Source organism: Chromatiales bacterium (genome assembly GCA_020445605.1).
GTDB lineage: Bacteria > Pseudomonadota > Gammaproteobacteria > JAGRGH01 > JAGRGH01 > JAGRGH01.
This window is the reverse complement of the sequence record JAGRGH010000037.1, coordinates 184,070-205,121: the sequence shown is the minus strand read 5'-3', so window position 1 is coordinate 205,121 and position 21,052 is coordinate 184,070. Positions and strand designations below refer to the sequence as shown.

20 protein-coding genes and 1 tRNA gene are annotated in these 21,052 nt (G+C 64.7%); 1 reads left to right on the top strand and 20 read right to left on the bottom strand.

Annotation, left to right across the window (positions count from 1 at the left end; genetic code table 11):
- Positions 1 to 12: 12 nt before the first annotated feature.
- The 17 genes from nuoN to KDG50_07945 form a co-directional block, all read right to left on the bottom strand.
- Entirely contained in the window at positions 13 to 1,449 is a 1,437-nt protein-coding gene (gene nuoN / locus KDG50_08025) for an NADH-quinone oxidoreductase subunit NuoN (protein MCB1865366.1), read from the bottom strand.
- 16 nt (positions 1,450 to 1,465) lie between these two features.
- Complete coding sequence (locus KDG50_08020; protein MCB1865365.1) at positions 1,466 to 2,974, bottom strand: NADH-quinone oxidoreductase subunit M; 1,509 nt, start codon at positions 2,972 to 2,974, stop codon at positions 1,466 to 1,468.
- Between the two features lie 7 nt (positions 2,975 to 2,981).
- Positions 2,982 to 4,970: an NADH-quinone oxidoreductase subunit L gene (gene nuoL, locus KDG50_08015; GenBank protein MCB1865364.1), complete on the bottom strand. Its 1,989-nt coding sequence runs from the start codon at positions 4,968 to 4,970 to the stop codon at positions 2,982 to 2,984.
- A 3-nt stretch (positions 4,971 to 4,973) separates the two neighbouring features.
- Positions 4,974 to 5,279 carry an NADH-quinone oxidoreductase subunit NuoK gene (gene nuoK, locus KDG50_08010; protein MCB1865363.1) on the bottom strand — a complete coding sequence of 102 codons (306 nt, stop codon included), beginning with the start codon at positions 5,277 to 5,279 and terminating at the stop codon, positions 4,974 to 4,976.
- Between the two features lie 3 nt (positions 5,280 to 5,282).
- On the bottom strand, positions 5,283 to 5,882 hold the full coding sequence (locus KDG50_08005) for an NADH-quinone oxidoreductase subunit J (GenBank protein ID MCB1865362.1): 600 nt from the start codon (positions 5,880 to 5,882) through the stop codon (positions 5,283 to 5,285).
- A 21-nt stretch (positions 5,883 to 5,903) separates the two neighbouring features.
- On the bottom strand, positions 5,904 to 6,395 hold the full coding sequence (gene nuoI, locus KDG50_08000; protein MCB1865361.1) for an NADH-quinone oxidoreductase subunit NuoI: 492 nt from the start codon (positions 6,393 to 6,395) through the stop codon (positions 5,904 to 5,906).
- Entirely contained in the window at positions 6,392 to 7,450 is a 1,059-nt protein-coding gene (gene nuoH / locus KDG50_07995; protein MCB1865360.1) for an NADH-quinone oxidoreductase subunit NuoH, read from the bottom strand. Before nuoH ends, nuoI begins: the two co-directional genes overlap by 4 nt.
- On the bottom strand, positions 7,447 to 9,837 hold the full coding sequence (locus KDG50_07990; GenBank protein MCB1865359.1) for an NADH-quinone oxidoreductase subunit G: 2,391 nt from the start codon (positions 9,835 to 9,837) through the stop codon (positions 7,447 to 7,449). The genes nuoH and KDG50_07990 overlap by 4 nt, the downstream gene beginning before the upstream one ends.
- A gap of 14 nt (positions 9,838 to 9,851) precedes the next feature.
- The gene (nuoF, locus tag KDG50_07985; GenBank protein ID MCB1865358.1) at positions 9,852 to 11,141 is read right to left on the bottom strand and encodes an NADH-quinone oxidoreductase subunit NuoF; all 1,290 of its coding nucleotides are present in this window, start codon (positions 11,139 to 11,141) and stop codon (positions 9,852 to 9,854) included.
- 6 nt (positions 11,142 to 11,147) lie between these two features.
- A complete protein-coding gene (gene nuoE / locus KDG50_07980; protein ID MCB1865357.1) occupies positions 11,148 to 11,660 on the bottom strand; it encodes an NADH-quinone oxidoreductase subunit NuoE in 513 nt (170 codons plus the stop codon).
- Positions 11,657 to 12,910 (bottom strand): NADH-quinone oxidoreductase subunit D, encoded by a 1,254-nt coding sequence (locus KDG50_07975; GenBank protein ID MCB1865356.1) that lies wholly within the window; start codon positions 12,908 to 12,910, stop codon positions 11,657 to 11,659. Before KDG50_07975 ends, nuoE begins: the two co-directional genes overlap by 4 nt.
- Positions 12,903 to 13,628 carry an NADH-quinone oxidoreductase subunit C gene (locus KDG50_07970; GenBank protein ID MCB1865355.1) on the bottom strand — a complete coding sequence of 242 codons (726 nt, stop codon included), beginning with the start codon at positions 13,626 to 13,628 and terminating at the stop codon, positions 12,903 to 12,905. The genes KDG50_07975 and KDG50_07970 overlap by 8 nt, the downstream gene beginning before the upstream one ends.
- Entirely contained in the window at positions 13,629 to 14,132 is a 504-nt protein-coding gene (locus KDG50_07965; GenBank protein ID MCB1865354.1) for an NADH-quinone oxidoreductase subunit B, read from the bottom strand.
- On the bottom strand, positions 14,113 to 14,469 hold the full coding sequence (locus tag KDG50_07960) for an NADH-quinone oxidoreductase subunit A (GenBank protein MCB1865353.1): 357 nt from the start codon (positions 14,467 to 14,469) through the stop codon (positions 14,113 to 14,115). The genes KDG50_07965 and KDG50_07960 overlap by 20 nt, the downstream gene beginning before the upstream one ends.
- 267 nt (positions 14,470 to 14,736) lie before the next feature.
- Positions 14,737 to 14,821, bottom strand: a tRNA-Leu gene (locus tag KDG50_07955).
- A 103-nt stretch (positions 14,822 to 14,924) separates the two neighbouring features.
- Complete coding sequence (secG, locus tag KDG50_07950; protein ID MCB1865352.1) at positions 14,925 to 15,329, bottom strand: preprotein translocase subunit SecG; 405 nt, start codon at positions 15,327 to 15,329, stop codon at positions 14,925 to 14,927.
- The gene (locus tag KDG50_07945) at positions 15,330 to 16,082 is read right to left on the bottom strand and encodes a triose-phosphate isomerase (protein MCB1865351.1); all 753 of its coding nucleotides are present in this window, start codon (positions 16,080 to 16,082) and stop codon (positions 15,330 to 15,332) included. It abuts the gene before it with no gap.
- A 153-nt stretch (positions 16,083 to 16,235) separates the two neighbouring features.
- On the opposite strand from KDG50_07945, the gene KDG50_07940 reads away from it, so the two are divergent.
- On the top strand, positions 16,236 to 16,676 hold the full coding sequence (locus KDG50_07940) for a hypothetical protein (protein MCB1865350.1): 441 nt from the start codon (positions 16,236 to 16,238) through the stop codon (positions 16,674 to 16,676).
- A gap of 157 nt (positions 16,677 to 16,833) precedes the next feature.
- Here KDG50_07940 and glmM read toward each other — a convergent pair whose 3' ends face one another.
- From glmM to ftsH, 3 genes are read right to left on the bottom strand one after another with little or no spacing between them, the layout of a single operon-like run.
- Positions 16,834 to 18,180 carry a phosphoglucosamine mutase gene (glmM, locus tag KDG50_07935; GenBank protein MCB1865349.1) on the bottom strand — a complete coding sequence of 449 codons (1,347 nt, stop codon included), beginning with the start codon at positions 18,178 to 18,180 and terminating at the stop codon, positions 16,834 to 16,836.
- On the bottom strand, positions 18,177 to 19,031 hold the full coding sequence (gene folP / locus KDG50_07930; GenBank protein MCB1865348.1) for a dihydropteroate synthase: 855 nt from the start codon (positions 19,029 to 19,031) through the stop codon (positions 18,177 to 18,179). The genes glmM and folP overlap by 4 nt, the downstream gene beginning before the upstream one ends.
- A gap of 60 nt (positions 19,032 to 19,091) precedes the next feature.
- A complete protein-coding gene (gene ftsH / locus KDG50_07925; protein MCB1865347.1) occupies positions 19,092 to 21,023 on the bottom strand; it encodes an ATP-dependent zinc metalloprotease FtsH in 1,932 nt (643 codons plus the stop codon).
- Positions 21,024 to 21,052 lie beyond the last annotated feature (29 nt).

Genomic DNA, 21,052 nt, shown 5'->3' with positions numbered 1-21,052 from the left:
CGTTCGACCGACCTAGCCGGCCGCGACCGCGGTCTGGCACAGCCCCATCAGCCCGCCAGGGAACACGCCGGCCACGAGCATGGCCAGCCCGTTGATGCCGAGGATCACGCGCGTATCCATCGCACCGCGCGCGGGCGCCTCGCCGCGCGCTTCGTCGAAATACATCAGCTTGACAATACGCAGGTAGTAAAACGCGCCGATCACCGAGAATACGACAGCAACAATCGCGAGCCACACCAGGCCCACGTCCACGACGACCTCGAGCACGACCAGCTTCGCGTAGAAGCCCACGGTCGGCGGCACGCCCGCCATCGAGAACATGATCAGCAGCATCAGGAATGCGAGCCACGGACTGCGCTCATTGAGCCCGCGATAGTCGTCCAGCGACTCGGCCTCGAATCCGGCCTTCGACAGGGCAATGACGATGCCGAAGGCACCGAGCGCCATGAACGCGTAGACGATGGCGTAGAACACGGCGGCCGAATAGCCGTCCTCGTTTCCGGACAGGATGCCGAGCACGATGAAACCGACGTGCGAGATCGTCGAATAGGCCAGCATGCGCTTGATGTTGGTCTGCGCAATCGCAACCAGATTGCCGATCGCCAGCGACAGGACCGACAGCACCACGAGCATTCCCGACCAGTCCTCATGCAGACTCTGCAAGCCGTCGCCCAGAATTCGCAGCGCCAGCGCGACGGCGGCGATCTTCGGTGCGCTGCCGACCAGTGCGGCCACCGCAGTCGGCGCGCCGTGATAGACGTCCGGCACCCACATGTGGAACGGCACGGCGCCGAGCTTGAACGCGACGCCGACGACGATGAACACCAGACCGAACACCAGCACGATGCGCGGTCCGGCGTTGCCATCGGTCAGCGCCCGGGAAACCTCGGCGAAATCCACGCTGCCCGTGACCCCGTAGATCATGGATATGCCGTACAGCAGCAGGCCGGAGGCGATCGCGCCAAGCACGAAATACTTCATCGCCGATTCGCTCGCAAGCCCCGAATCGCGATCGAACGCGACCAGCGCATACAGCGACAGCGACAGCAGTTCCAGGCCGAGATACGCAATCAGGAAGCTGTGCGCGGAAATGATCACCATCGTGCCAAGCTGGGCCATGAGCCCGAGCACAAAGAACTCGCCCTTCAGCAGGCCGCGGTCGCGCAGGTAATCCCGCGCATAGGCGAATACGCCGACCGTGGCCAGGGCACTGGCGATCTTCAGCAGATCGCTCATCGGATCGCGCACATAGGCGCCGGAAAAGGCCGTGCGTACCTCGCTCGAATAACCAGCCACCAGCAGACCGACCAGCCCGAGCAGGGTGATCTGTGACAGCGCATAGGTCCAAGCGCGGCGGCGGTCGTCCAGAAACACGTCCACCACGAGGATCACACAGGCCGCGGTGAGCAGAACGATCTCGGGCAACACGGTTTGCAGGTCGGCGTTCATCAGACTCATGGCGCGACTAGAGTTTGGAGACCGTCAGGTGTGCGAGCAGGTGTTCGACCGACCCCTGCATCAGCTCGATCAGTGGCGCAGGCCAAACGCCGAAGACCAGCACCGGCACCGCGAGGGTCGCGAGCACCAGGCCTTCGCGCGCGGAGAGATCCTGCAGGTTTGCGACCTTGTCGTTGCCGACCGGCCCGTACACCACGCGCTTGACCAGCCACAGAGAATACGCCGCGCCCAGGATCAGGGTCGTGGCCGCGACGAACGCGATCCAGAATCCGGCCTTGAAGCTCGACAGGATCACCATGAACTCGCCGACGAATCCCGAGGTGCCGGGCAGGCCGGAATTCGCCAGCGCGAAGAACACCATGAATGCGGCGAACACCGGCATGGTGTTCACCACGCCACCGTAGTCGGCGATCTGGCGACTGTGCACACGGTCGTAGAGCACACCCACGCACAGGAACAGCGCGCCGGAGATGAAACCGTGGGAGATCATCTGCACGACCCCGCCCGCGACCCCGAGCTGGGCGTCCTGGATGTCACCGGTGTTCGCGAGGATGCGAAACACGATGAACAGACCGAGCGTGACGAAACCCATGTGCGCAATCGACGAGTACGCAATGAGCTTCTTCATGTCTTCCTGGACCAGCGCCACGAAACCGATGTAGGCCACGGCGACCAGCGACAGGCCGATCACCAGCCAGTCGAGATGCGCGCTGGCATCCGGGGTGATCGGCAGCGCGAACCGGATGAAGCCGTAGGCCCCGAGCTTCAGCATGATCGCCGCCAGAATGACCGACCCCCCGGTGGGGGCTTCGACGTGCGCGTCCGGCAGCCAGGTGTGCACCGGCCACATCGGCACCTTGACCGCGAACGCGATCAGGAACGCGAGGAAAATCAGGGTCTGCGCCGTCATGCCCAGACCGAGGGCATGGAAGTCCAGGATCGCGAAGCTAGAAGACTGCACATACATGTAGATCAACGCGACGAGCAGGAACACCGAGCCGAAGAACGTGTACAGAAAGAACTTGAGCGTTGCGTACACGCGTCGCGGTCCGCCCCAGATGCCGATGATCAGGAACATCGGCACCAGCAGCGCTTCCCAGAACACGTAGAACAGGATCGCATCCAGCGCGGCGAACACCCCGTTCATGAAGCCTTCCATGACCAGGAACGCCCCCATGTACAGCGCGGTACGGCGCGTGATCACCTCCCAGCCTGCAATCACGACCAGCACCGTGGTGAAGGTCGTCAGGAGAATCAGCGGCACCGAAAACCCGTCCACGCCAAGGTGGTAGTAGATCGAGAAGCGTTCGATCCATGCGACCCGCTCGACGAACTGCATGGCCGCGGACGCTGTATCGAAACTCGTGTACAGCGGCAGGCTCAGAACAAACGTCGCCAGCGCAACCGCAAGCGCCCCCCAGCGCGCCGAGGACCGGCGCTCGCCGAGCGCGATGACCAGCGCACCGCCGATGATCGGCAGCCAGATGACAATACTGAGCAGGGGCCAGCCGTTCATTCGCGGATCAACCGTTCAGGTACCAGGACAGCAGCACGAGCAGACCGACGATCATCGCGAATGCGTAGTGGTACAGATAGCCGGTCTGCACGCGACGGACGACCGCGGCAATGCGACCGACGAGATTTGCCGAGCCGTTCACGACCACGCCGTCGATCAGTGTCGCGTCGCCACCACGCCACAGCGCACGCCCCAGCCCGCGTCCGCCACCGGCGAACAGCGACTGATAGATCTCGTCGAACCAGTACTTGCGATCGAGGATCGTGTGGATAAACGAGAAACGCTGGCGCAGTGTTTCGGCCAGCGCCGGCTGACGCAGGTAGAGATACCAGGCCGCCAGCACGCCGGCCGCGGCCAGCCAGAACGCCGGCCCCATCAGACCGTGCTGCACAAAGCCGAGCACGCCATGCCAGCCCTTGCCGAGTTCGGCCAACACATCGTGCCGCGCGGAGACCACGATCGCCTCACCGAACCAGCCGTCGAACAGCAACGGACCGATCGTGACCGCGCCAATCATCACGGACGGAATCGCGAGCAGGATCAACGGGATGGTCACGACCGCCGGCGACTCGCGCAGATGCTCGCGCGTGTGGGCATCCATCCGCGGTTCGCCGTGGAACACCAAGAAAAACATCCGGAACGAATAGAACGCCGTAACGAACACGCCGCCGAGAACCAGCCAGTAGACCAGCCCCGCTCCGGGCAGGCTCGAGTGGTGCACCGCCTCGATGATCGCATCCTTGGAAAAGAACCCGGCAAAACCCGGCGTACCGATCAGGGCCAGCGAACCGATCAGTGAGGTCCAGTAGGTGATCGGCATGTACTTGCGCAGACCACCCATGTTGCGGATGTCCTGATCATGGTGCATCGCGATGATCACGGAACCGGCCGCCAGGAACAGCAGCGCCTTGAAAAACGCATGCGTCATCAGGTGGAAGATGGCGCCCGCGTAGGCCGACACCCCGAGCGCGACGGTCATGTAGCCGAGCTGCGAGAGTGTCGAGTACGCGACGACCCGTTTGATGTCGTTCTGCACGATGCCGACCAGACCCATCATGAATGCGGTAAGACCGCCCATGACCAGCACGAACGACAGCGCAGTCTCCGAAAGCTCGTAGAGCGGCGACATGCGCGCGACCATGAACACCCCGGCCGTGACCATGGTCGCGGCGTGGATCAGCGCGGAGATGGGCGTCGGGCCTTCCATGGAATCCGGCAGCCAGACGTGCAGGGGCATCTGCGCGGACTTGCCCATCGCGCCGATGAACAGCAGGATGCCGATCAGCGTCATGACCGACCAGGACGAAGCGCCGAACACCTGGATCGTCGCATCGCCGAGACCCGGAGCGGCCGCGAACACCGTCCGGTAATCCAGCGAGCCGAAGTAGTAGTAGATCGCCGCGATACCGAGCAGGAAGCCGAAATCGCCGACCCGATTGACCAGGAATGCCTTGAGGTTCGCGCGGATCGCCGACTCGCGCGTCATGTAGAACCCGATCAGCAGATACGAAACCAGCCCGACCGCCTCCCAGCCGAAGAACAGCTGCAGGAAGTTGTTCGACATGACCAGCATCAGCATCGAGAACGTAAACAGCGCGATGTAGGAAAAGAACCGCTGATAGCCGTGCTTGCGCACGCGCGAATCGTCGGGCCAGTTCTCCTCGTCGTGCGCCATGTAGCCGATGGTGTAGATGTGCACCATCAGTGACACGAAGGTCACGACCACCATCATCAGCGCAGTGAGCCGGTCGACCAGGAAGCCGATCTCGAAGCGCACGCCCTCGCTGAGTGCCCAGGTGTACAGGCTCATCTCGATCGCGGGGTCGCCATCGAGCGCAAGCCGCTTGAGCGTGTAGAAGCTTGCGACACACGCGGCGGCCACGCCGGCGATGGTCACCGTGTGCGCACCGCGCCGGCCGATTCGATGTCCGAAGAACCCCGCGATCAGGGCGCCGATCAGCGGCGCGAGGATGACGGTCAGCAATACTTCACGCATGCCCTAGCCCTTCAGCTCGCCAAGGTCGGCGACGTTGATGGTGCGCCGGTTGCGGAACAGCACGACCAGGATTGCCAGCCCGATCGCGGCCTCGGCGGCAGCCACCGTAAGGATGAAGAACACGAACACCTGACCGGTCGTGTCGTCGAGATAGCGCGAGAACGCGATGAAGTTCATGTTCACCGCGAGCAGCATCAGCTCGATGCACATCAGAAGCAGGATCACGTTCTTGCGGTTGATGAAAATGCCCGCGATGCTCAGGCCAAACAGGATCGCCGCCAGAATCAGGTAGTGCGCCAGACTGACCATGCCCTACTCCTTGCGCTCGGGTGGCATGGAGACCATGCGCAGGCGATCCGCGGCGCGCACCGACGCCTGCTTCGAGGGGTCCTGGCTGCGCGTGCCCACGCGCCGGCGCAGCGTCAGCGCAATCGCCGCCACGATGGCAACGAGCAGGATCACCGCGGCCACCTCGAACGCGAACATGTGTGTCGTGTACAGCACCGCACCGAGTTCCTCGGTGTTGCTGTAGCCGGCCGGATGGGCGCCGGGCGCACCGAAACGCCCGAGACCGAAGGCCTCGGGCCCGACGACCAGCGCCATCTGCGCGACGATGGCCACGGCCACGAAGATGCCGACCGGCAGGTAGCGTATGAATCCAGCCCGGAGCGCGGCGATGTTGATGTCCAGCATCATGACGACAAACAGGAACAGCACCATCACGGCACCGACGTAGACCAGCACCAGCGCGATGGCGAGAAACTCCGCCTCCAGCAGCAGCCACAGCGCCGCGCTGGAAAAAAACGCGTAGACAAGGAACAGCGCGGAATGCACGGGATTGCGCGCGGTGATCACCATGACCGCCGCGAACAGCAGGTTTGCGCCAAACAGGTAAAACAGGATGTCGGTCAGTTCCACGTTCGCCCCCGAGCCCTACCGATACGCCGAGTCGGCCGAGCGGTCGGCGGCGAGCTGATTTTCGTGCCGGTCGCCGATGGCCAGCAGCATGTCCTTAGTCATCACATGCTCACCGCGATTTTCAAAGTGGTACTCATACACGCGGGTCTCGACGATGGCATCGACCGGACACGCCTCCTCGCAGAATCCGCAGTAGATGCACTTGAACAGGTCGATGTCGTAGCGCGTGGTGCGGCGGCTGCCGTCGGCCCGCGGTGCGGCCTCGATCGTGATCGCCAGCGCCGGACAGACCGCCTCGCAGAGCTTGCAGGCGATGCAGCGCTCCTCGCCGTTCGGGTAGCGGCGCAGCGCATGCAGTCCGCGGAAGCGCGGCGACTGCGGCGCACGCTCATCCGGGTACTGGAGCGTGAACTTCTTCGCGAACAGGTGCCGGCCCGTGACGCCGAGCCCGCGCCGCAGCTCAGCGAGCGTCAGACTGCGCAGATAGCGCCAGAAGGTGCCGATCATGCCGCCCTCCGGTCGAACCACCAGGGCATTTCACCGAGCACCATGACCGCGACCACGATCAGCCACACAATCGTGATCGGAATGAAAACCTTCCAGCCCAGTCGCATGATCTGGTCGTAGCGATAGCGCGGGAAGGTTGCACGGAACCAAAGGAACAGGAACAGGAAGACGGCGGTCTTGCCGACCAGCCAGAACAGCCCCGGCACCCAGGCGAACCAGTCCTCGAGATACGGAATGCCCTCGAACGGCGACAGCCAGCCGCCGAAGAACATGACCGCGCTCAGTGCCGAGACGAGGATCATGTTCGCGTACTCGGCAAGGAAGAACACCGCAAAGGCCATGCCGGAGTACTCGACATGGAAGCCCGCGACGATCTCGGATTCACCCTCGGCGACGTCAAACGGCGCGCGGTTGGTCTCGGCGACCGCGGAGATGAAATACACGACCAGGATCGGCAACAGCGGCAGCCAATACCAGTGCAGCAGGCTGCCCTGCTGCGCGCGAACGATCTCGCCCATGTTCAGACTGCCGGCCGCGATCAGCACCGCGACCAGCGCAAAGCCCATCGCAATTTCGTACGAGACGATCTGCGCCGCCGAACGCAACGCGCCAAGGAACGCATACTTCGAGTTGGATGCCCAGCCGGCGATGATCACGCCGTAGACCGCGACCGAGGTCAGCGCCAGCAGATACAGCAGTCCGGCGTTGATGTCCGCGAGCACGATGCCGGCATCAAACGGAATCACCGCCCAGGCCGCCAGCGCCGGCGCCATCGCGATGACCGGCGCGAGGATGAACAGAAACTTGTTTGCGCCGGTCGGGATGACGATCTCCTTGACCATCAGCTTCAGCGCATCGGCAATCGGTTGCAGCCAGCCACGGGGACCGACGCGGTTCGGCCCGATGCGCACCTGCATGTAACCGATGATCTTGCGCTCGGCAAAGGTCAGGTACGCAACCGACAGCATCAGCGGCACGAGAATCATCACGACATAGACGACCGTATGCGTCCATACCGGCAGCCAGTTCCAGAACTCGACGATCTTGTCAATCATTCACGGATCGCCTTGATGGTCACCGGTCCGACCTGTGCGCCGAGCATCTCGCTGCCCGCGACACCGGACGGGATCGCCACCGCGCCCTCCGGCAGTGCCGCATCGATGCGCACCGGCAGCACCGTCAGCGCATTGCCCTGATGCACCTCCACGTGCGCGCCATCATCGAGCCCCAGGCGCGTGGCATCGGCCGGCGACAGCCCGACGCTGGTCGAAGTCACGGCATCGCGCGTCGCCTGCAGGGCCTCCGCACGACGCACGACGGCATCAACGGCGTAGATCGGCACTTCGCCGACCCGCCACATCGGCGCCGCAGGCGGTGTTTCGCTCGCCACACTGCCACGCAGTCCGACCTCGGGAACCAGGTCCGCGGTGGCGCTGACCAGCGCATTACGCACGTCCTCGGAGCGATCGAACGCGACGCCCTCGACCCCGAGCCGCTCACCGAGTACGCGCAGCACCTTCCAGGCCGGACGTGCTTCGCCGGGCGGGTTGATCGCCGCGGCCTCGCCCTGCCACTGCCCGGCACAGTTGACCCAAGTACCAGGCGTCTCGACCCAGACACCGACGGGCAACATGACGCTCGCCACGGCGCGCAGCGCGGGCGAATCGAATGCCGTCAGCGCGACCACACAGTCGGCCGCGGCCAGCGCGGACATCGCCGCGCGCGGGTCGAGCAGGTCGCGATCGGGTTCGACGTGCAGCAGCACGTAGGCCTCGAGTCCGGCGTCCAGCATCGACCGCGCCGCCAGTCCGGCCGGACCGTCCACGGCCACCCCCGCCTCGACGCGATGCGGTACGCAGCCGGCAATCCACGCGCCAGCGGCATTGCCGCCCGGTGGCAGCTGACCGAAACGCGCGTCCGTCTGATGCGCAATGAAATCCGCAAGCGAGGCGAGCGTGGCATATTCGGGATGCGCGGTAGCAAGCGCGCCAAGCAACAGGGTTGCGCGTTCGGCCTCGATCAGCGCGCGTGCAATGGAACGCGTCGAATCGTCAACGTCCGCGCGCTCGACGATGCCCGCGATCCCGGCCGCCGGTCGCGTTCCGGTCGCGTCCGCAACGGCGCGTGCAATGGATGCCAGCGCGCCCGTCATGTGCTGGGGTGCGACGATCCACTCGGCATCCAGCTCATGCGATACCGCATAGCGCGCCGGGTTCACGACCCCGAACCAGCCACCGCGGAGTTTGGTCTTGCGCAGACGATGCGCGAGCAGCGGCTGTTCCTTGCGCAGGTTTGCACCGACCACCAGCGCCGCATCGCACTGCTCGAGCTCCGCCATGGTCTGGCCGAGCCACGGGAAAACCGGCGCCTGTGCATCCGCGCTGAAATCGGCCTGGCGCAGGCGGTGATCGACATTGTTCGATCCGAGCCCGCGCGCGAGCTTTTGCAACAGGAACAGGGATTCGACCGTTGCGATCGGGTGCGCCAGCGCGCCGATCGCCGGTCCGCCAGCCGACTTGCGCACCGCATCAAGCCGTTCAGCGGCAAAACCCAGCGCCTCGTCCCAGCCCGCCTCGCGCCAGCGTCCGTCGACGCGCAGCTGCGGCATCAGCAACCGATCGGGGCTCGCGAGACCCTCGTAGGAATAGCGGTCGCGGTCGGAGATCCAGGTCTCGTTGATCGCCTCGTTGTCACGCGGCGCGACCCGCAGCACACGCTGGCGGCGCACATGCAGTTGCAGGTTCGAACCCACGCCGTCGTGCGCGGCGATCGCATTGCGTGCCAGCATCTCCCAGGCGCGCGCCTGGAAGCGGAACGGCTTTGCGGTCAGCGCGCCGACCGGGCAAAGATCGATGACGTTGCCGGACAGTTCCGAATCGACGGTCTTTTCGACATAGGTGCCGATACGCGTGTGTTCGCCGCGGCCGGTCGCACCGAGTTCGCGAATGCCGGCGATCTCCTCGCCAAAGCGCACACAGCGCGTGCAATGGATGCAGCGCGTCATGTCGGTGGCGATCAACGGGCCGAGATCCGGATCGGCGACGACACGCTTGCGCTCCACGAAGCGCGACACATCGCGCCCATAGCCCATTGCGACATCCTGCAGCTCGCATTCGCCGCCCTGGTCGCAGATCGGGCAGTCCAGCGGGTGATTGATCAGCAGGAATTCCATCGTGCCCTTCTGCGCTTCCAGCGCGCGGTTCGAGCGCGTGCGCACAATCATTCCGGCGGTCACGGGCGTTGCACAGGCCGGCAGCGGTTTCGGCGCCTTTTCGACGTCGACCAGGCACATGCGGCAGTTTGCCGCGATGGAAAGCTTCTTGTGATAGCAGAAGCGCGGCACGTCGATGCCGGCGGCATCGGTGACCTCGATGAGCATCTGTCCGGGACGCGCCTCGAGTGTGCACCCGTCGACTTCGATCGTGATCTTCTCGTCGCTCATCCGGATATCCGCGCTCAGGCTGCCAGCAGACTGCGGCCATGTTCGATGTAGTACTCGAACTCGTGCCGGTAGTGACGGATGAAGCTCTGCACCGGCCAGGCCGCCGCGTCGCCGAGCGCACAGATTGTGCGGCCTTCAATACGCCGCGAGACGTCGTCGAGCAGGGCCAGATCCTCGCTGCGGCCCCTGCCATCGAGGATGCGTTTCACAACGCGTGCCATCCAGCCCGTGCCTTCGCGGCACGGTGTGCACTGTCCGCAGGATTCCTCGAAGTAGAAATGCGCGATGCGATAGAGCAGCCGCACCATGTCCGTGCTCTCATCCATGACCATGACCGCGCCGGAGCCGAGCATGGAACCGGCCTTTGCGAGCGAATCGAAATCCATGTTGCAGCCGAGCATGATCTCGCCGGGCAGAACCGGCGCGGAAGACCCGCCGGGGATCACGGCCTTGAGCTTGCGCCCCTTCCAGACTCCGCCCGCCATCGCGAGCAGTTCCTTGAACGCCGTGCCGAGCGGCACCTCGAAGTTGCCCGGGCGTTCGACATGCCCGGACACGGAGAACAGCTTCGGCCCGCCGTTGTTCGGTTTGCCGATGTCCAGAAACCACTGCCCGCCATTGCGCAGGATCGCCGGCACGGAGGCATAGGTCTCGGTGTTGTTGACGACCGTCGGGCGGCCATAGAGGCCGAAGTTCGCGGGAAACGGCGGCTTGAAACGCGGTTGTCCCTTCTTGCCCTCGAGCGATTCGATCAGCGCGGTTTCCTCCCCGCAGATGTACGCACCGGCACCGGCGTGTGAATACAGATCGAAGTCCAAGCCACTGCCGAGAATGTTGCTGCCGAGCAGCCCCGCCACCCGCGCCTCGTCCAGCGCCGCGTCGAACCGACGGATCGGTTCCATGAACTCGCCACGGATGTAGTTGTAGCCGGCACTTGCGCCCAGCGTGTAGCCGGCGATGGCCATGCCCTCGATCAGCAGATGCGGGTTGTAGCGCAGGATCTCACGGTCCTTGCAGGTGCCGGGTTCGCCCTCATCGGAATTGCAGACGAGATAGCGCTGGCCCGGAATGTCGCGCCGGATGAAGCTCCACTTGAGCCCGGTCGGAAAGCCCGCCCCGCCGCGGCCACGCAGCGATGAGGTCTTCAGTTCGGCGATGATCCGCTCGGCCTCCCAGCGTTCGGAAAGCACACGTTTGAGCATCTCGTAACCACCACGCGCGCGGTAGCGTTCCAGCGTCCACGGTTTGTCCTGGTCCGCCGTGGCGAGGTCGATGCCGTCGAGACAGAGTTTGAATTCCGGCATCGCAGCTCAGCCCAGCTCGTCCAGCAGCGCGTCGATGCGCTCCGGCGTCAGGTTTTCGTGATAGGTGTCGCCGAGCATCAGCATGGGCGCGCCCACGCAGGCGCCGAGGCACTCGACTTCCTTCAGGGTGAACCGGCCGTCGTTGGTCGTCTCGCCGAGCCCGATTCCGAGCCGCTTGCGCAGGTGCTCGACAATCATGTCGGAACCGCGCAGCCAGCAGGAGATGTTCGTGCAGATGCAGAGTTTGTGACGACCGACGGGCTTGAGTTCGTACATGGAGTAGAACGTCGCGACCTCGTAGACCGCGATCGGCGGCATATCCAGATAGGCAGCCACGTCATTCATCAGCGTCTCGGTCAGCGCACCGCGGTTCGCGTTCTGCACCAGCGTGAGTGCGGCCATGACGGCTGACTGGCGACGTTCCTTCGGATACTTCGCGACCTCTCGATCGATCGCTGCACGCAGCTTCGTGTCGAACAGCGTGGACTTGTCCCGGGGCGCGGCGACCATCACGCTCATCGGTCGACCTCCCCAAAGACGATGTCCTGGGTTCCGATCACGGCAACCACGTCCGCAAGCATGTGGCCGCGGACCATCTCGTCGAGCGCGGACAGATGCATGAAGCCGGGCGCACGCAGCTTGAGTCGATACGGCTTGTTCGCGCCGTCCGAGACGATGTATGCGCCGAACTCGCCCTTCGGGGCCTCGACCGCCGCGTAAACCTCGCCGGGCGGCGGGCAATAGCCCTCGGTGAACAGCTTGAAGTGGTGAATCAGCGCTTCCATGTCGCTTTTCATGGTGGCGCGCGGCGGCGGCGAAACCTTGTGATCATCGAGCATCACCGGGCCGGGGTTCGCGCGCAGCCACTCGATGCACTGGCGGATGATGCGGCTGGACTCACGCATCTCGGCCATGCGCACGAGGTAGCGGTCGTAGCAGTCGCCGTTTTTTCCGACCGGAATATCGAACTCCAGCCGATCATAGACCTCGTAGGGCTGCTTCTTGCGCAGGTCCCATGCAATGCCGGAGCCACGCAGCATGGGGCCGGTGAAGCCGAGCGCGAGTGCGCGCTCCGCGGTGACCTCGCCGATACCGACCGTGCGCTGCTTCCAGATGCGATTGTCGGTCAGCAGGGTTTCGTAGTCGTCCACGCAAGCGGGGAACCGATCGGTGAACGCCTCGATGAAATCCAGCAGCGATCCGGCACGCGCGGCGTTCATGCGCTGGACATCCTTCTCGTTGTGCCAGCGCGACGCTTCGTAGTTCGGCATGCGCGAGGGCAGATCGCGGTACACGCCACCGGGACGATAGTAGGTCGCATGCATGCGCGCGCCGCTGACCGCCTCATAGCAGTCCATGAGGTCCTCGCGCTCGCGAAACGCATACAGGAACACGGTCATCGCGCCGATATCCAGCGCATGCGTGCCGATCCACATCAGGTGGTTCAGGATGCGCGTGATCTCGTCGAACATGACACGGATGTACTGCGCGCGCAGCGGAGGCTCGATGCCAAGCAGGCGCTCGATTGCCGCGACGTAGGCATGCTCGTTGCACATCATCGAAACGTAGTCGAGCCGGTCCATGTAGCCGATCGACTGGTTGTAGGGTTTCGATTCCGCGAGCTTTTCCGTTGCGCGATGCAGGAGCCCGATGTGCGGATCGGCGCGCTCGATGACCTCGCCGTCCAGTTCCAGCACCAGACGCAGCACACCATGCGCCGACGGGTGCTGCGGCCCGAAGTTCATGGTGTAGTTGCGGATCTCAGCCATTCGCGTCGCCTTCCGCGAGCGGGCGATCCACTAGATAGCGATGGTCATCGCGAATCACGCGCGGCACGAGCACGCGCGGTTCAATGGAAACCGGCTCGTAGACGACCCGCTGTTTTTCCGGGTCGTAGCGAACTTCCACATGCCCGGACAGCGGAAAGTCCTTGCGGAAGGGATGCCCGATGAAACCGTAGTCCGTCAGGATGCGGCGCAGGTCCGGATGGCCGTCGAACAGAATGCCGAACAGATCGAAGGCCTCGCGTTCGCACCAGTTCGCCGCCGGCCATACCGGCACCAGCGAATCAACACGCGGCAGGCCGTCGGGCAGGAACACCTTCACGCGCATGCGCCAGTTGTGCGCAACAGAAAGGAGCTGCGCCGCGACGCAGAAACGCCGGTCCAGCGGCCAGGCGCCCACCGATGCCGATGACTCGACGCCACGCGAAAACCCGGTGACGCTGGCCGACGCGGTGTTCCACTCACCGCTTGCATATCCGAGATAGTCGATGCCAGTCAGATCGGTCAGCTGGGTGAAAGCAAGATCCGCGTCATCTCGAAGCGCGGTGCAAACGGCTCGCCAGTCTGCCGCGCCCACCTCGAGGTTCAGTTCCCCGTAGGCGCTCACGATCTCTATCGCACGCCCCGCAAACCGCTCGGCAACGACCGCGTGCAGGCGATCGACGCGGCGTTCGGTCGCGACGGCCGTGGACGGATCAGCCATCTAGCGCGCGATCCTGGTGCCGGAGCGGCGGATTTTGTTGTGCAACTGCAGGATGCCGTAGAGCAATGCCTCGGCGGTTGGCGGACAACCCGGCACATAGACATCCACGGGCACAACCCGGTCACAGCCCCGCACGACCGAGTAGGAGTAGTGGTAGTAGCCGCCACCGTTCGCGCAGGAGCCCATCGAGATCACCCAGCGCGGTTCGGCCATCTGGTCGTAGACCTTGCGCAGGGCCGGGGCCATCTTGTTGACCAGCGTGCCGGCGACGATCATGACGTCGGACTGACGCGGACTCGGGCGAAACAGCATGCCGAAGCGGTCCATGTCATAGCGCGCCGCAGCCGCGTGCATCATCTCGACCGCACAGCAGGCCAGGCCGAAGGTCATCGGCCACATCGAGCCGGTCCGGGCCCAGTTCACCAGGTCGTCGAGCCTGGCCGTCAGGAAGCCCTCGCGCAGCGCGCCCTCTACCGAGGCCGCGTTATTCCCACTCGAGAGCACCACGTTTCCACTCGTATATGAAACCGACGACGAGGATGCCCAGGAACACCATCATCGCCCAGAAGCCGACCCAACCGATCTGGTCGAGAACGACGGCCCACGGAAAGAGAAACGCTATCTCCAGATCGAACAGGATGAACAGGATCGCGACGAGGTAGTAGCGCACGTCGAATTTCATGCGCGTGTCTTCGAAGGCTTCGAAGCCGCATTCGTACGGGGAGAGCTTGGCCGGGTCCGGCTTGCGCTGGCCGAGCGCAAACCCGGCGGCGAGCAATACAAGCGCAACGCCACCCGAAATGACGAGGAAGATCAGCACCGGAAGATAGTTTTCTAGCATGACGCTGCTGTCTCGTCGCGGCCCGTGCGGCGCTATCCGCCCACAGCAGTGCGGGCAGGAAAGAGGCGAAAGTCTAGCGATGCGCCGCGCAGACTGTCAACCCGGGCCATGGTCCGAATTTCTTTATTTTTCATCGGCTTAGTTTGCTTTTCCGGGCATAAAAAAACGGTATCGTCAAACGGATACCGTTTCCATGCGCCCAGTGCCGATTTCAGCGCCTGCGGCTGCGAACCGCGACAGATGAGCCGCAACGAATTCTGACTCGAATGGTGCCGACGGCCGGACTTGAACCGGCACGGCTTGCGCCACCGCCCCCTCAAGACGGCGTGTCTACCAATTCCACCACGTCGGCGGAGTCAGAGCTGTCCACAAACTGTCGCGACACTGCGCGAATGCCCGGTGACACGGGCCAATCCGCGGGAACGGTTCCGTTGTCCCGCACTCAAGGTCTTGGATCAGTCGGCGGCCGGCGGCGGCGCGGAAATGCCCGCACCCTGATCGCTGGCCGGCGGCGGCGCATCCGGTGCAACCGTCACGGCGGGCGCGGCATCGGTCGCCTCCGCGGCTGGAGCCGCGATCTCGGTGGCCGGCAACCCCACGCCTTCCATGATGTCGGTGCGTGGCGCGGGCCGGGTCGCGAGCCAGGCGAGCGCCATGCTGGTCAGGAAAAAGCCGGTGGCCAGGAGCGCCGTGGTCCGCGTCAGGAACGAGGCCGCGCCACGTGCGCCGAACACGGTCGCCGACGCACCGCTGCCGAACGCCGCACCCATGTCGGCGCCGCGACCGTGCTGCAAAAGCACGAGCGCGATAAGGCCCACGGCCAGCATCACATGCACCACCAGCAGTACGGTCAGCAACATTCAGGCAGCTCGACAGATTGTCAGAAAATCAGCCGCGATCAGCGAAGCACCGCCGATCAGGCCCCCATCAATGTCCGCCTGGGCAAGCAACTCTGCGGCATTCTTGGCGTTCATGCTGCCACCGTAGAGAATCTGCACGCCCTCGGCCACCGTGGCATCGCGGTCGGCGATGCGCCCACGGATGAACGCATGCACGGCCTGCGCCTGTTCGGGTGTGGCGGTACGACCCGTGCCGATCGCCCAGACCGGCTCGTAGGCAATCACGCCGTCGGCCAGCGCGGCCACGCCTTCGAGCTCGATCACCGCGTCGATCTGGCGTGCCACGACTTCGTTGGTGATGCCGGATTCGCGCTCGTCGAGTGTCTCGCCAATGCAGAAAATCGGCCGCAGCCCCGCGGCACGCGCAACCTGGTACTTCTTAGCGACCACCGCGTCGGTCTCGCCATACAGCGAGCGCCGCTCGGAATGACCGACGATGACGCTCGTGCTGCCAAACTCCTTGAGCATCGCGGCCGAAATCTCGCCGGTGAACGCGCCCTTGGCTTCCGTGGAAAGGTTCTGCGCCCCCCAGGTGACGGCGCTGCCCGCGAGCTGTTCGGAGACCTGCTGGAGCAGCACGTAGGGCACGAACACCGCAACCTCACATGCGACCGGCGTGGCGGCGAGGCCCTCAAGCACGCCGCCCAACAGCTCCCGCGCACTGGCGCGCGAACCGTTCATTTTCCAGTTGCCGGCCACCAGCGGCTGCCGCATCGGTCTCTCCAACACAGTCAAAAAGGCCGCGCAGGATACCTTTTTTGGGTCGCTTTGATCAATCCACACCGCGGCGGCGGCGGCCGGACGCGGCGCCCGCAGGGGCAATCGACGTTGCGGTTCCGGCACCCACGCCCGTATCGTGCGCGCCCGATGTGGACAAAGATTCGCGAAACGATCAAGGCGCACTGGCACGAACTTGCCGCGAGCCGGCCGGGCCAGCGCTTCGAGGACCGCTTCCGGCGGCGGCACGGCGAGGGGCCACGCTGGTTCGGCCTCGGCAGCCTGATTGCGATCGCTTCGGGTTCTGCGCTGATCACGGCCGGGCTGGTCATGCTGGTGACGCCCGGCCCCGGATTACTGGTGCTGGTCGTGGGGCTGGCGCTGATCGGTCAGGAGTTTCGCGTAGTCGCGAGATTGCTTGACCGCGGCGAGTTGCTGCTGCGCGCCTGGGCGGGACGGATTCACGCTTGGTGGGTGCGTACGCCGCCAGCGAAACGCTGGACGGTCGTGATCCTGATCGGCCTCACAAGCCTGGTGGTGTTGATTCTGCTCGCGCGCTGGGCCTTCGCATGGGTGAGTGGCTGGTTCTAGCAGGTTGTTGAAAAGAGAATTTCAACAGCCTGATATCGCGAGACAGGGACGTCTCGCCCGAAAATCGAACACGCAAGTGGTTGATTTTCGTGAGCAGCCGAAAACCGCCCTTTCCGGTTGTTACTGAAAAGCCCGGACGTGTCTTTTCAACAGGACACTAGGCCGCGCCGGTCACTCCAGTGATCACGCCTTTCAGCTCAAGCGCAATGCGCTCGACGTTTGCGGCATCACGCCCCTCGACCATGATGCGGACCAGCGGCTCGGTACCGCTCGGCCGCAGCAGGATCCGGCCGTGGCCGTTCAGTTCGGCTTCCGCGTCCGCCAGGGCCCGCTGTACGGACTCGGCGTTCAGCACGGCCTTCTTGTCCTCCGCGCTGACGTTGACCAGCACCTGCGGATAGCGCGGCATCTCGGTGCGCAGCTCACGCAGTGACTTGCCGGTGCGACGCATCTCGGCGAGCACCTGCAGCGCCGCGACAATGCCGTCACCCGTGGTCGTGCGATCCAGGCAGATGATGTGGCCAGAGGACTCGCCCCCCAGCGTCCAGCCGTTGGCGCGCAGGTTTTCGAGCACGTAGCGGTCTCCGACCTGGGCGCGCGACAGCGGCACGTCGAGCGCATTCAGCGCCTCCTCGAGCCCGAAGTTGCTCATGACGGTGCCGACCACGCCATGCAGTTCGCCGGCCGCGTAACGTCCACGGGCGATGATGTAGAGCAGTTCGTCGCCATCGACGACCTCGCCGCGATCATCGACCATCACCACCCGGTCGCCGTCACCGTCGAGCGCGATACCGAGATCGGCTCGCGCCTCGACGACCGCCCTCTGCAGGGCCTGTGGGCGTGTGGACCCGCAGTCCGCGTTGATGTTCAGCCCGTCCGGGCTGACGCCCATGGTCGTTACGCGCGCGCGCAGTTCGCCGAACACGTGCGGGGCGATGTGATAGGTCGCTCCGTGCGCGCAGTCGAGCACGATGCGCAGCCCCTCCAGGGAGGTGGAAATCGGCACCGTGGACTTGCAGAACTCGATATAGCGACCAGCGGCGTGATCGATGCGCCGCGCCTTGCCCACGCGCTCGGCCGCGACCATTTCCAGCGGCAGCTCCAGCGCCCGCTCGATCTCCAGTTCGACTTCATCCGGCAGCTTCTGTCCTTCCGGGGAAAAGAACTTGATGCCGTTGTCGTGGAACGGGTTGTGCGAGGCCGAAATCACGATTCCCGCGTCGGCGCGGAACGTCCTCGTCAGATAGGCGATTGCCGGCGTGGGCATGGGGCCAAGCAGGCCGACGTCGACACCGGCGGACGCCAGCCCGGCTTCGAGTGCCGACTCGAAGACATAGCCGGAGATTCGGGTGTCCTTGCCGATCAGCACGCGCGAGCCGGCACCGCGGCCCAGCACGCGCCCGGCGGCCCAGCCAAGCTTCATCACGAATTCCGGCGTGATCGGCGGTTCGCCGACGCGGCCGCGAATTCCGTCGGTACCAAAAAAACGGCGCTCGTGACTCACGGAACCGGGACCGGGGCAGCGCCGTGGAGCACGGCTTCGGTCATTCTAATGGCGTCGAACGTGGCTCGCACGTCATGCGTTCGCACGATCCGCACGCCGCGCTCCACCGCCAGGACGGCCAATGCCAGACCGCCGGCGAGGCGCTGGCCAACGGGCCGATCCAGCACGCTGCCGATCGTGGACTTGCGGGAAGCGCCGTACAGGATCGGGCAGCCCAGGCCCGCGAAGGCATCCAGCCGCGCGGTCAGTTCCAGGTTGTGCGCAACGGTCTTGCCAAATCCGAATCCTGGATCGATGACCAACCGTTCGCGCGGGATGCCGGCAACCCGCGCCGCGTCGATGCGGCCGGACAGAAACCCAAGAATCTCGCCAATCAGATCGCCGTAACGCGGATCGGCCTGCATGGTGCGCGGCTCTCCGCGCATGTGCATCAGGCACACGGGCACCGCCAACTCACTGGCGGCCGCGAGCGCACCGTCGCGACACAGGGCCTGCACGTCGTTGATGAAGCCCGCGCCAGCGGCAACCGCCGCGCGCATGACTTCGGGCTTGGAGGTGTCGACTGAGATGGGAACATCGAGGCGCGCGTGCAGCGACTCGATGACCGGAACCACGCGCTCGAGCTCTGCCTCGACCGACACCTCGGCGGCGCCGGGGCGGGTGGATTCGCCACCCACGTCGATGATCGCCGCGCCCTCGGCAAGCATCTGCGCAGCGCGGTCGATCGCCTTGGTCGTGCCGACGTGGACCCCACCGTCGGAGAATGAATCCGGCGTGACGTTCAACACACCCATGACCGCGGCCCGGCGCAGGTCCAGCACGCGCCCGGCGCAGTCGAGTTGATCGATCATGGCAGGCTGGAAAGACGACGGCCGGCAAACCGGCCGTCGCTGCGGGGGATCAGAGTCCGGTCAATGCTGCTCGGCCGGGCCACCGATGCCCGCATCCGGTTTCGGCGGACGCTTGGTCGACGATTCACGCGACCCGCTCGCGCGTCCATTGCCGCCACCGCGGTCGCCCGAATCCCAGTCCGCGGGCGGGCGTGGGTCGCGACCCTGCATGATGTCGTCGATCTGCTCGGAATCGATGGTCTCGTACTTGATCAACGCATCGGCCATCGTGTGCAGCTTGTCCATGTTGTCCGTGAGGATCTGCTTCGAGCGCTGATAGTTGCGGTCGATCAGTGCGCGCACTTCCTCGTCGATTGCACGCGCGGTGTCATCCGAGACCTGCTTGTGCTGCGTGACCGAGTGACCCAGGAAAACCTCCTGCTCCTCGTCGCCATACGACAGCGGTCCCATCTTGTCCGACAGGCCCCACTGCGTGACCATGCGCCGGGCGATTTCGGTGGCGCGCTGGATGTCGTTTGACGCACCGGTCGTCACCGCGCCGTCACCAAAGATCAACTCCTCGGCGATGCGCCCGCCATACAGGCTCGAAATCTGGCTTTCCAGATAATCGCGGGAATGGCTGTAACGATCCTGCTCCGGCAGGAACATCGTCACGCCGAGCGCGCGCCCGCGCGGAATGATCGTGACCTTGTAGACCGGATCGTGCGCCGGCACGGAGCGGCCGACGATTGCATGCCCGGCCTCGTGATAGGCGGTCAGCTTCTTTTCGTCGTCGGTCATGACCATGGAACGGCGCTCCGCGCCCATCATGATCTTGTCCTTGGCCTTTTCCATGTCGTCCATGTCGACGAGCTTCTTGTTCGCGCGCGCGGCGAACAGCGCGGCCTCGTTGACCAGGTTCGCAAGATCGGCGCCCGAGAAACCCGGCGTGCCACGCGCGATGACGTTCGGCTTGACGTCGTCGGAGACCGGCACCTTGCGCAGATGCACCTTGAGGATCTGCTCGCGGCCGCGGATGTCCGGCAGCGGCACCACGACCTGGCGGTCGAACCGCCCGGGACGCAACAGCGCCGGGTCCAGCACGTCGGGCCGGTTTGTCGCGGCGATCACGATGATGCCCTCGTTGCCCTCGAAGCCGTCCATTTCGACCAGCAGCTGGTTCAGGGTCTGTTCGCGTTCGTCATGGCCGCCGCCGAGACCCGCACCACGGTGCCGGCCGACGGCGTCGATCTCGTCGATGAAGATGATGCACGGCGCATGCTTCTTGGCCTGTTCGAACATGTCGCGCACACGCGATGCGCCAACACCGACGAACATTTCGACGAAATCCGAGCCCGAGATCGTGAAGAACGGCACCTTCGCCTCGCCCGCGATGGCGCGCGCGAGCAGCGTCTTGCCGGTGCCGGGCGAGCCGACCATCAGCACGCCGCGCGGAATCTTGCCGCCGAGCTTCTGGAACTTGCTCGGGTCGCGCAGGAACTCGACGAGTTCGGCAACCTCTTCCTTCGCTTCCTCGACACCCGCGACATCGCTGAAGGTGACCTTGACTTGGTCCTCGCTCAACAGCCGCGCGCGGCTCTTGCCGAACGACAGCGCGCCACGGCCACCCGCGCCGCCCTGCATCTGGCGCATGAAGAAGATCCACAGACCGAAGATCAACAGCAGCGGGAACCAGTGCACGAGCAGCTGCTGGAAGATCGATTCGCGCTCGATCGGCTTGGTGTTGATCTTCACGTTGCGGTCGATCAGCGTGTCGATCAGGCGGTCGTCGCCCGGGTCCAGGGTCATGAACCGGTCACCGGACGGGCGCCGCGCGGTGATCGAGCCCTCCTCGCGGTTGATGAACACCTCGTCGACCTGCCCGGTGGTGACCTGATCGATGAAGTCCGAATAGGCCACGGCGGGCACCTGGCCCTGACGCAGCGAGAAGCTGTTGAACACGCCCATCAGGACGACGACGATGATCACCCACAAAATCAGTTGTTTGGCCATGTCACTCATTGGTGTGATCTCCGGAAAGG

Excerpts from the sequence above, each read along its gene's own strand:
- nuoN (MCB1865366.1), bottom strand. The coding sequence starts at position 1,449 with ATGAACGCCGACCTGCAAACCGTGTTGCCCGAGATCGTTCTGCTCACC.
- ftsH (MCB1865347.1), bottom strand. The coding sequence starts at position 21,023 with ATGGCCAAACAACTGATTTTGTGGGTGATCATCGTCGTCGTCCTGATG.
- KDG50_07960 (MCB1865353.1), bottom strand. The coding sequence starts at position 14,469 with ATGCTAGAAAACTATCTTCCGGTGCTGATCTTCCTCGTCATTTCGGGT.
- secG (MCB1865352.1), bottom strand. The coding sequence starts at position 15,329 with ATGTTGCTGACCGTACTGCTGGTGGTGCATGTGATGCTGGCCGTGGGC.
- folP (MCB1865348.1), bottom strand. The coding sequence starts at position 19,031 with ATGATCGATCAACTCGACTGCGCCGGGCGCGTGCTGGACCTGCGCCGG.
- nuoI (MCB1865361.1), bottom strand. The coding sequence starts at position 6,395 with ATGATCGGCACCTTCTGGCGCTATCTGCGCAGTCTGACGCTCGCTGAG.
- nuoH (MCB1865360.1), bottom strand. The coding sequence starts at position 7,450 with ATGATTGACAAGATCGTCGAGTTCTGGAACTGGCTGCCGGTATGGACG.
- nuoL (MCB1865364.1), bottom strand. The coding sequence starts at position 4,970 with ATGCGTGAAGTATTGCTGACCGTCATCCTCGCGCCGCTGATCGGCGCC.
- KDG50_07975 (MCB1865356.1), bottom strand. The coding sequence starts at position 12,910 with ATGGCTGAGATCCGCAACTACACCATGAACTTCGGGCCGCAGCACCCG.
- KDG50_07970 (MCB1865355.1), bottom strand. The coding sequence starts at position 13,628 with ATGGCTGATCCGTCCACGGCCGTCGCGACCGAACGCCGCGTCGATCGC.
- KDG50_07945 (MCB1865351.1), bottom strand. The coding sequence starts at position 16,082 with ATGCGGCAGCCGCTGGTGGCCGGCAACTGGAAAATGAACGGTTCGCGC.
- nuoE (MCB1865357.1), bottom strand. The coding sequence starts at position 11,660 with ATGAGCGTGATGGTCGCCGCGCCCCGGGACAAGTCCACGCTGTTCGAC.
- nuoK (MCB1865363.1), bottom strand. The coding sequence starts at position 5,279 with ATGGTCAGTCTGGCGCACTACCTGATTCTGGCGGCGATCCTGTTTGGC.
- nuoF (MCB1865358.1), bottom strand. The coding sequence starts at position 11,141 with ATGCCGGAATTCAAACTCTGTCTCGACGGCATCGACCTCGCCACGGCG.
- KDG50_07940 (MCB1865350.1), top strand. The coding sequence starts at position 16,236 with ATGTGGACAAAGATTCGCGAAACGATCAAGGCGCACTGGCACGAACTT.
- KDG50_08020 (MCB1865365.1), bottom strand. The coding sequence starts at position 2,974 with ATGAACGGCTGGCCCCTGCTCAGTATTGTCATCTGGCTGCCGATCATC.
- KDG50_07990 (MCB1865359.1), bottom strand. The coding sequence starts at position 9,837 with ATGAGCGACGAGAAGATCACGATCGAAGTCGACGGGTGCACACTCGAG.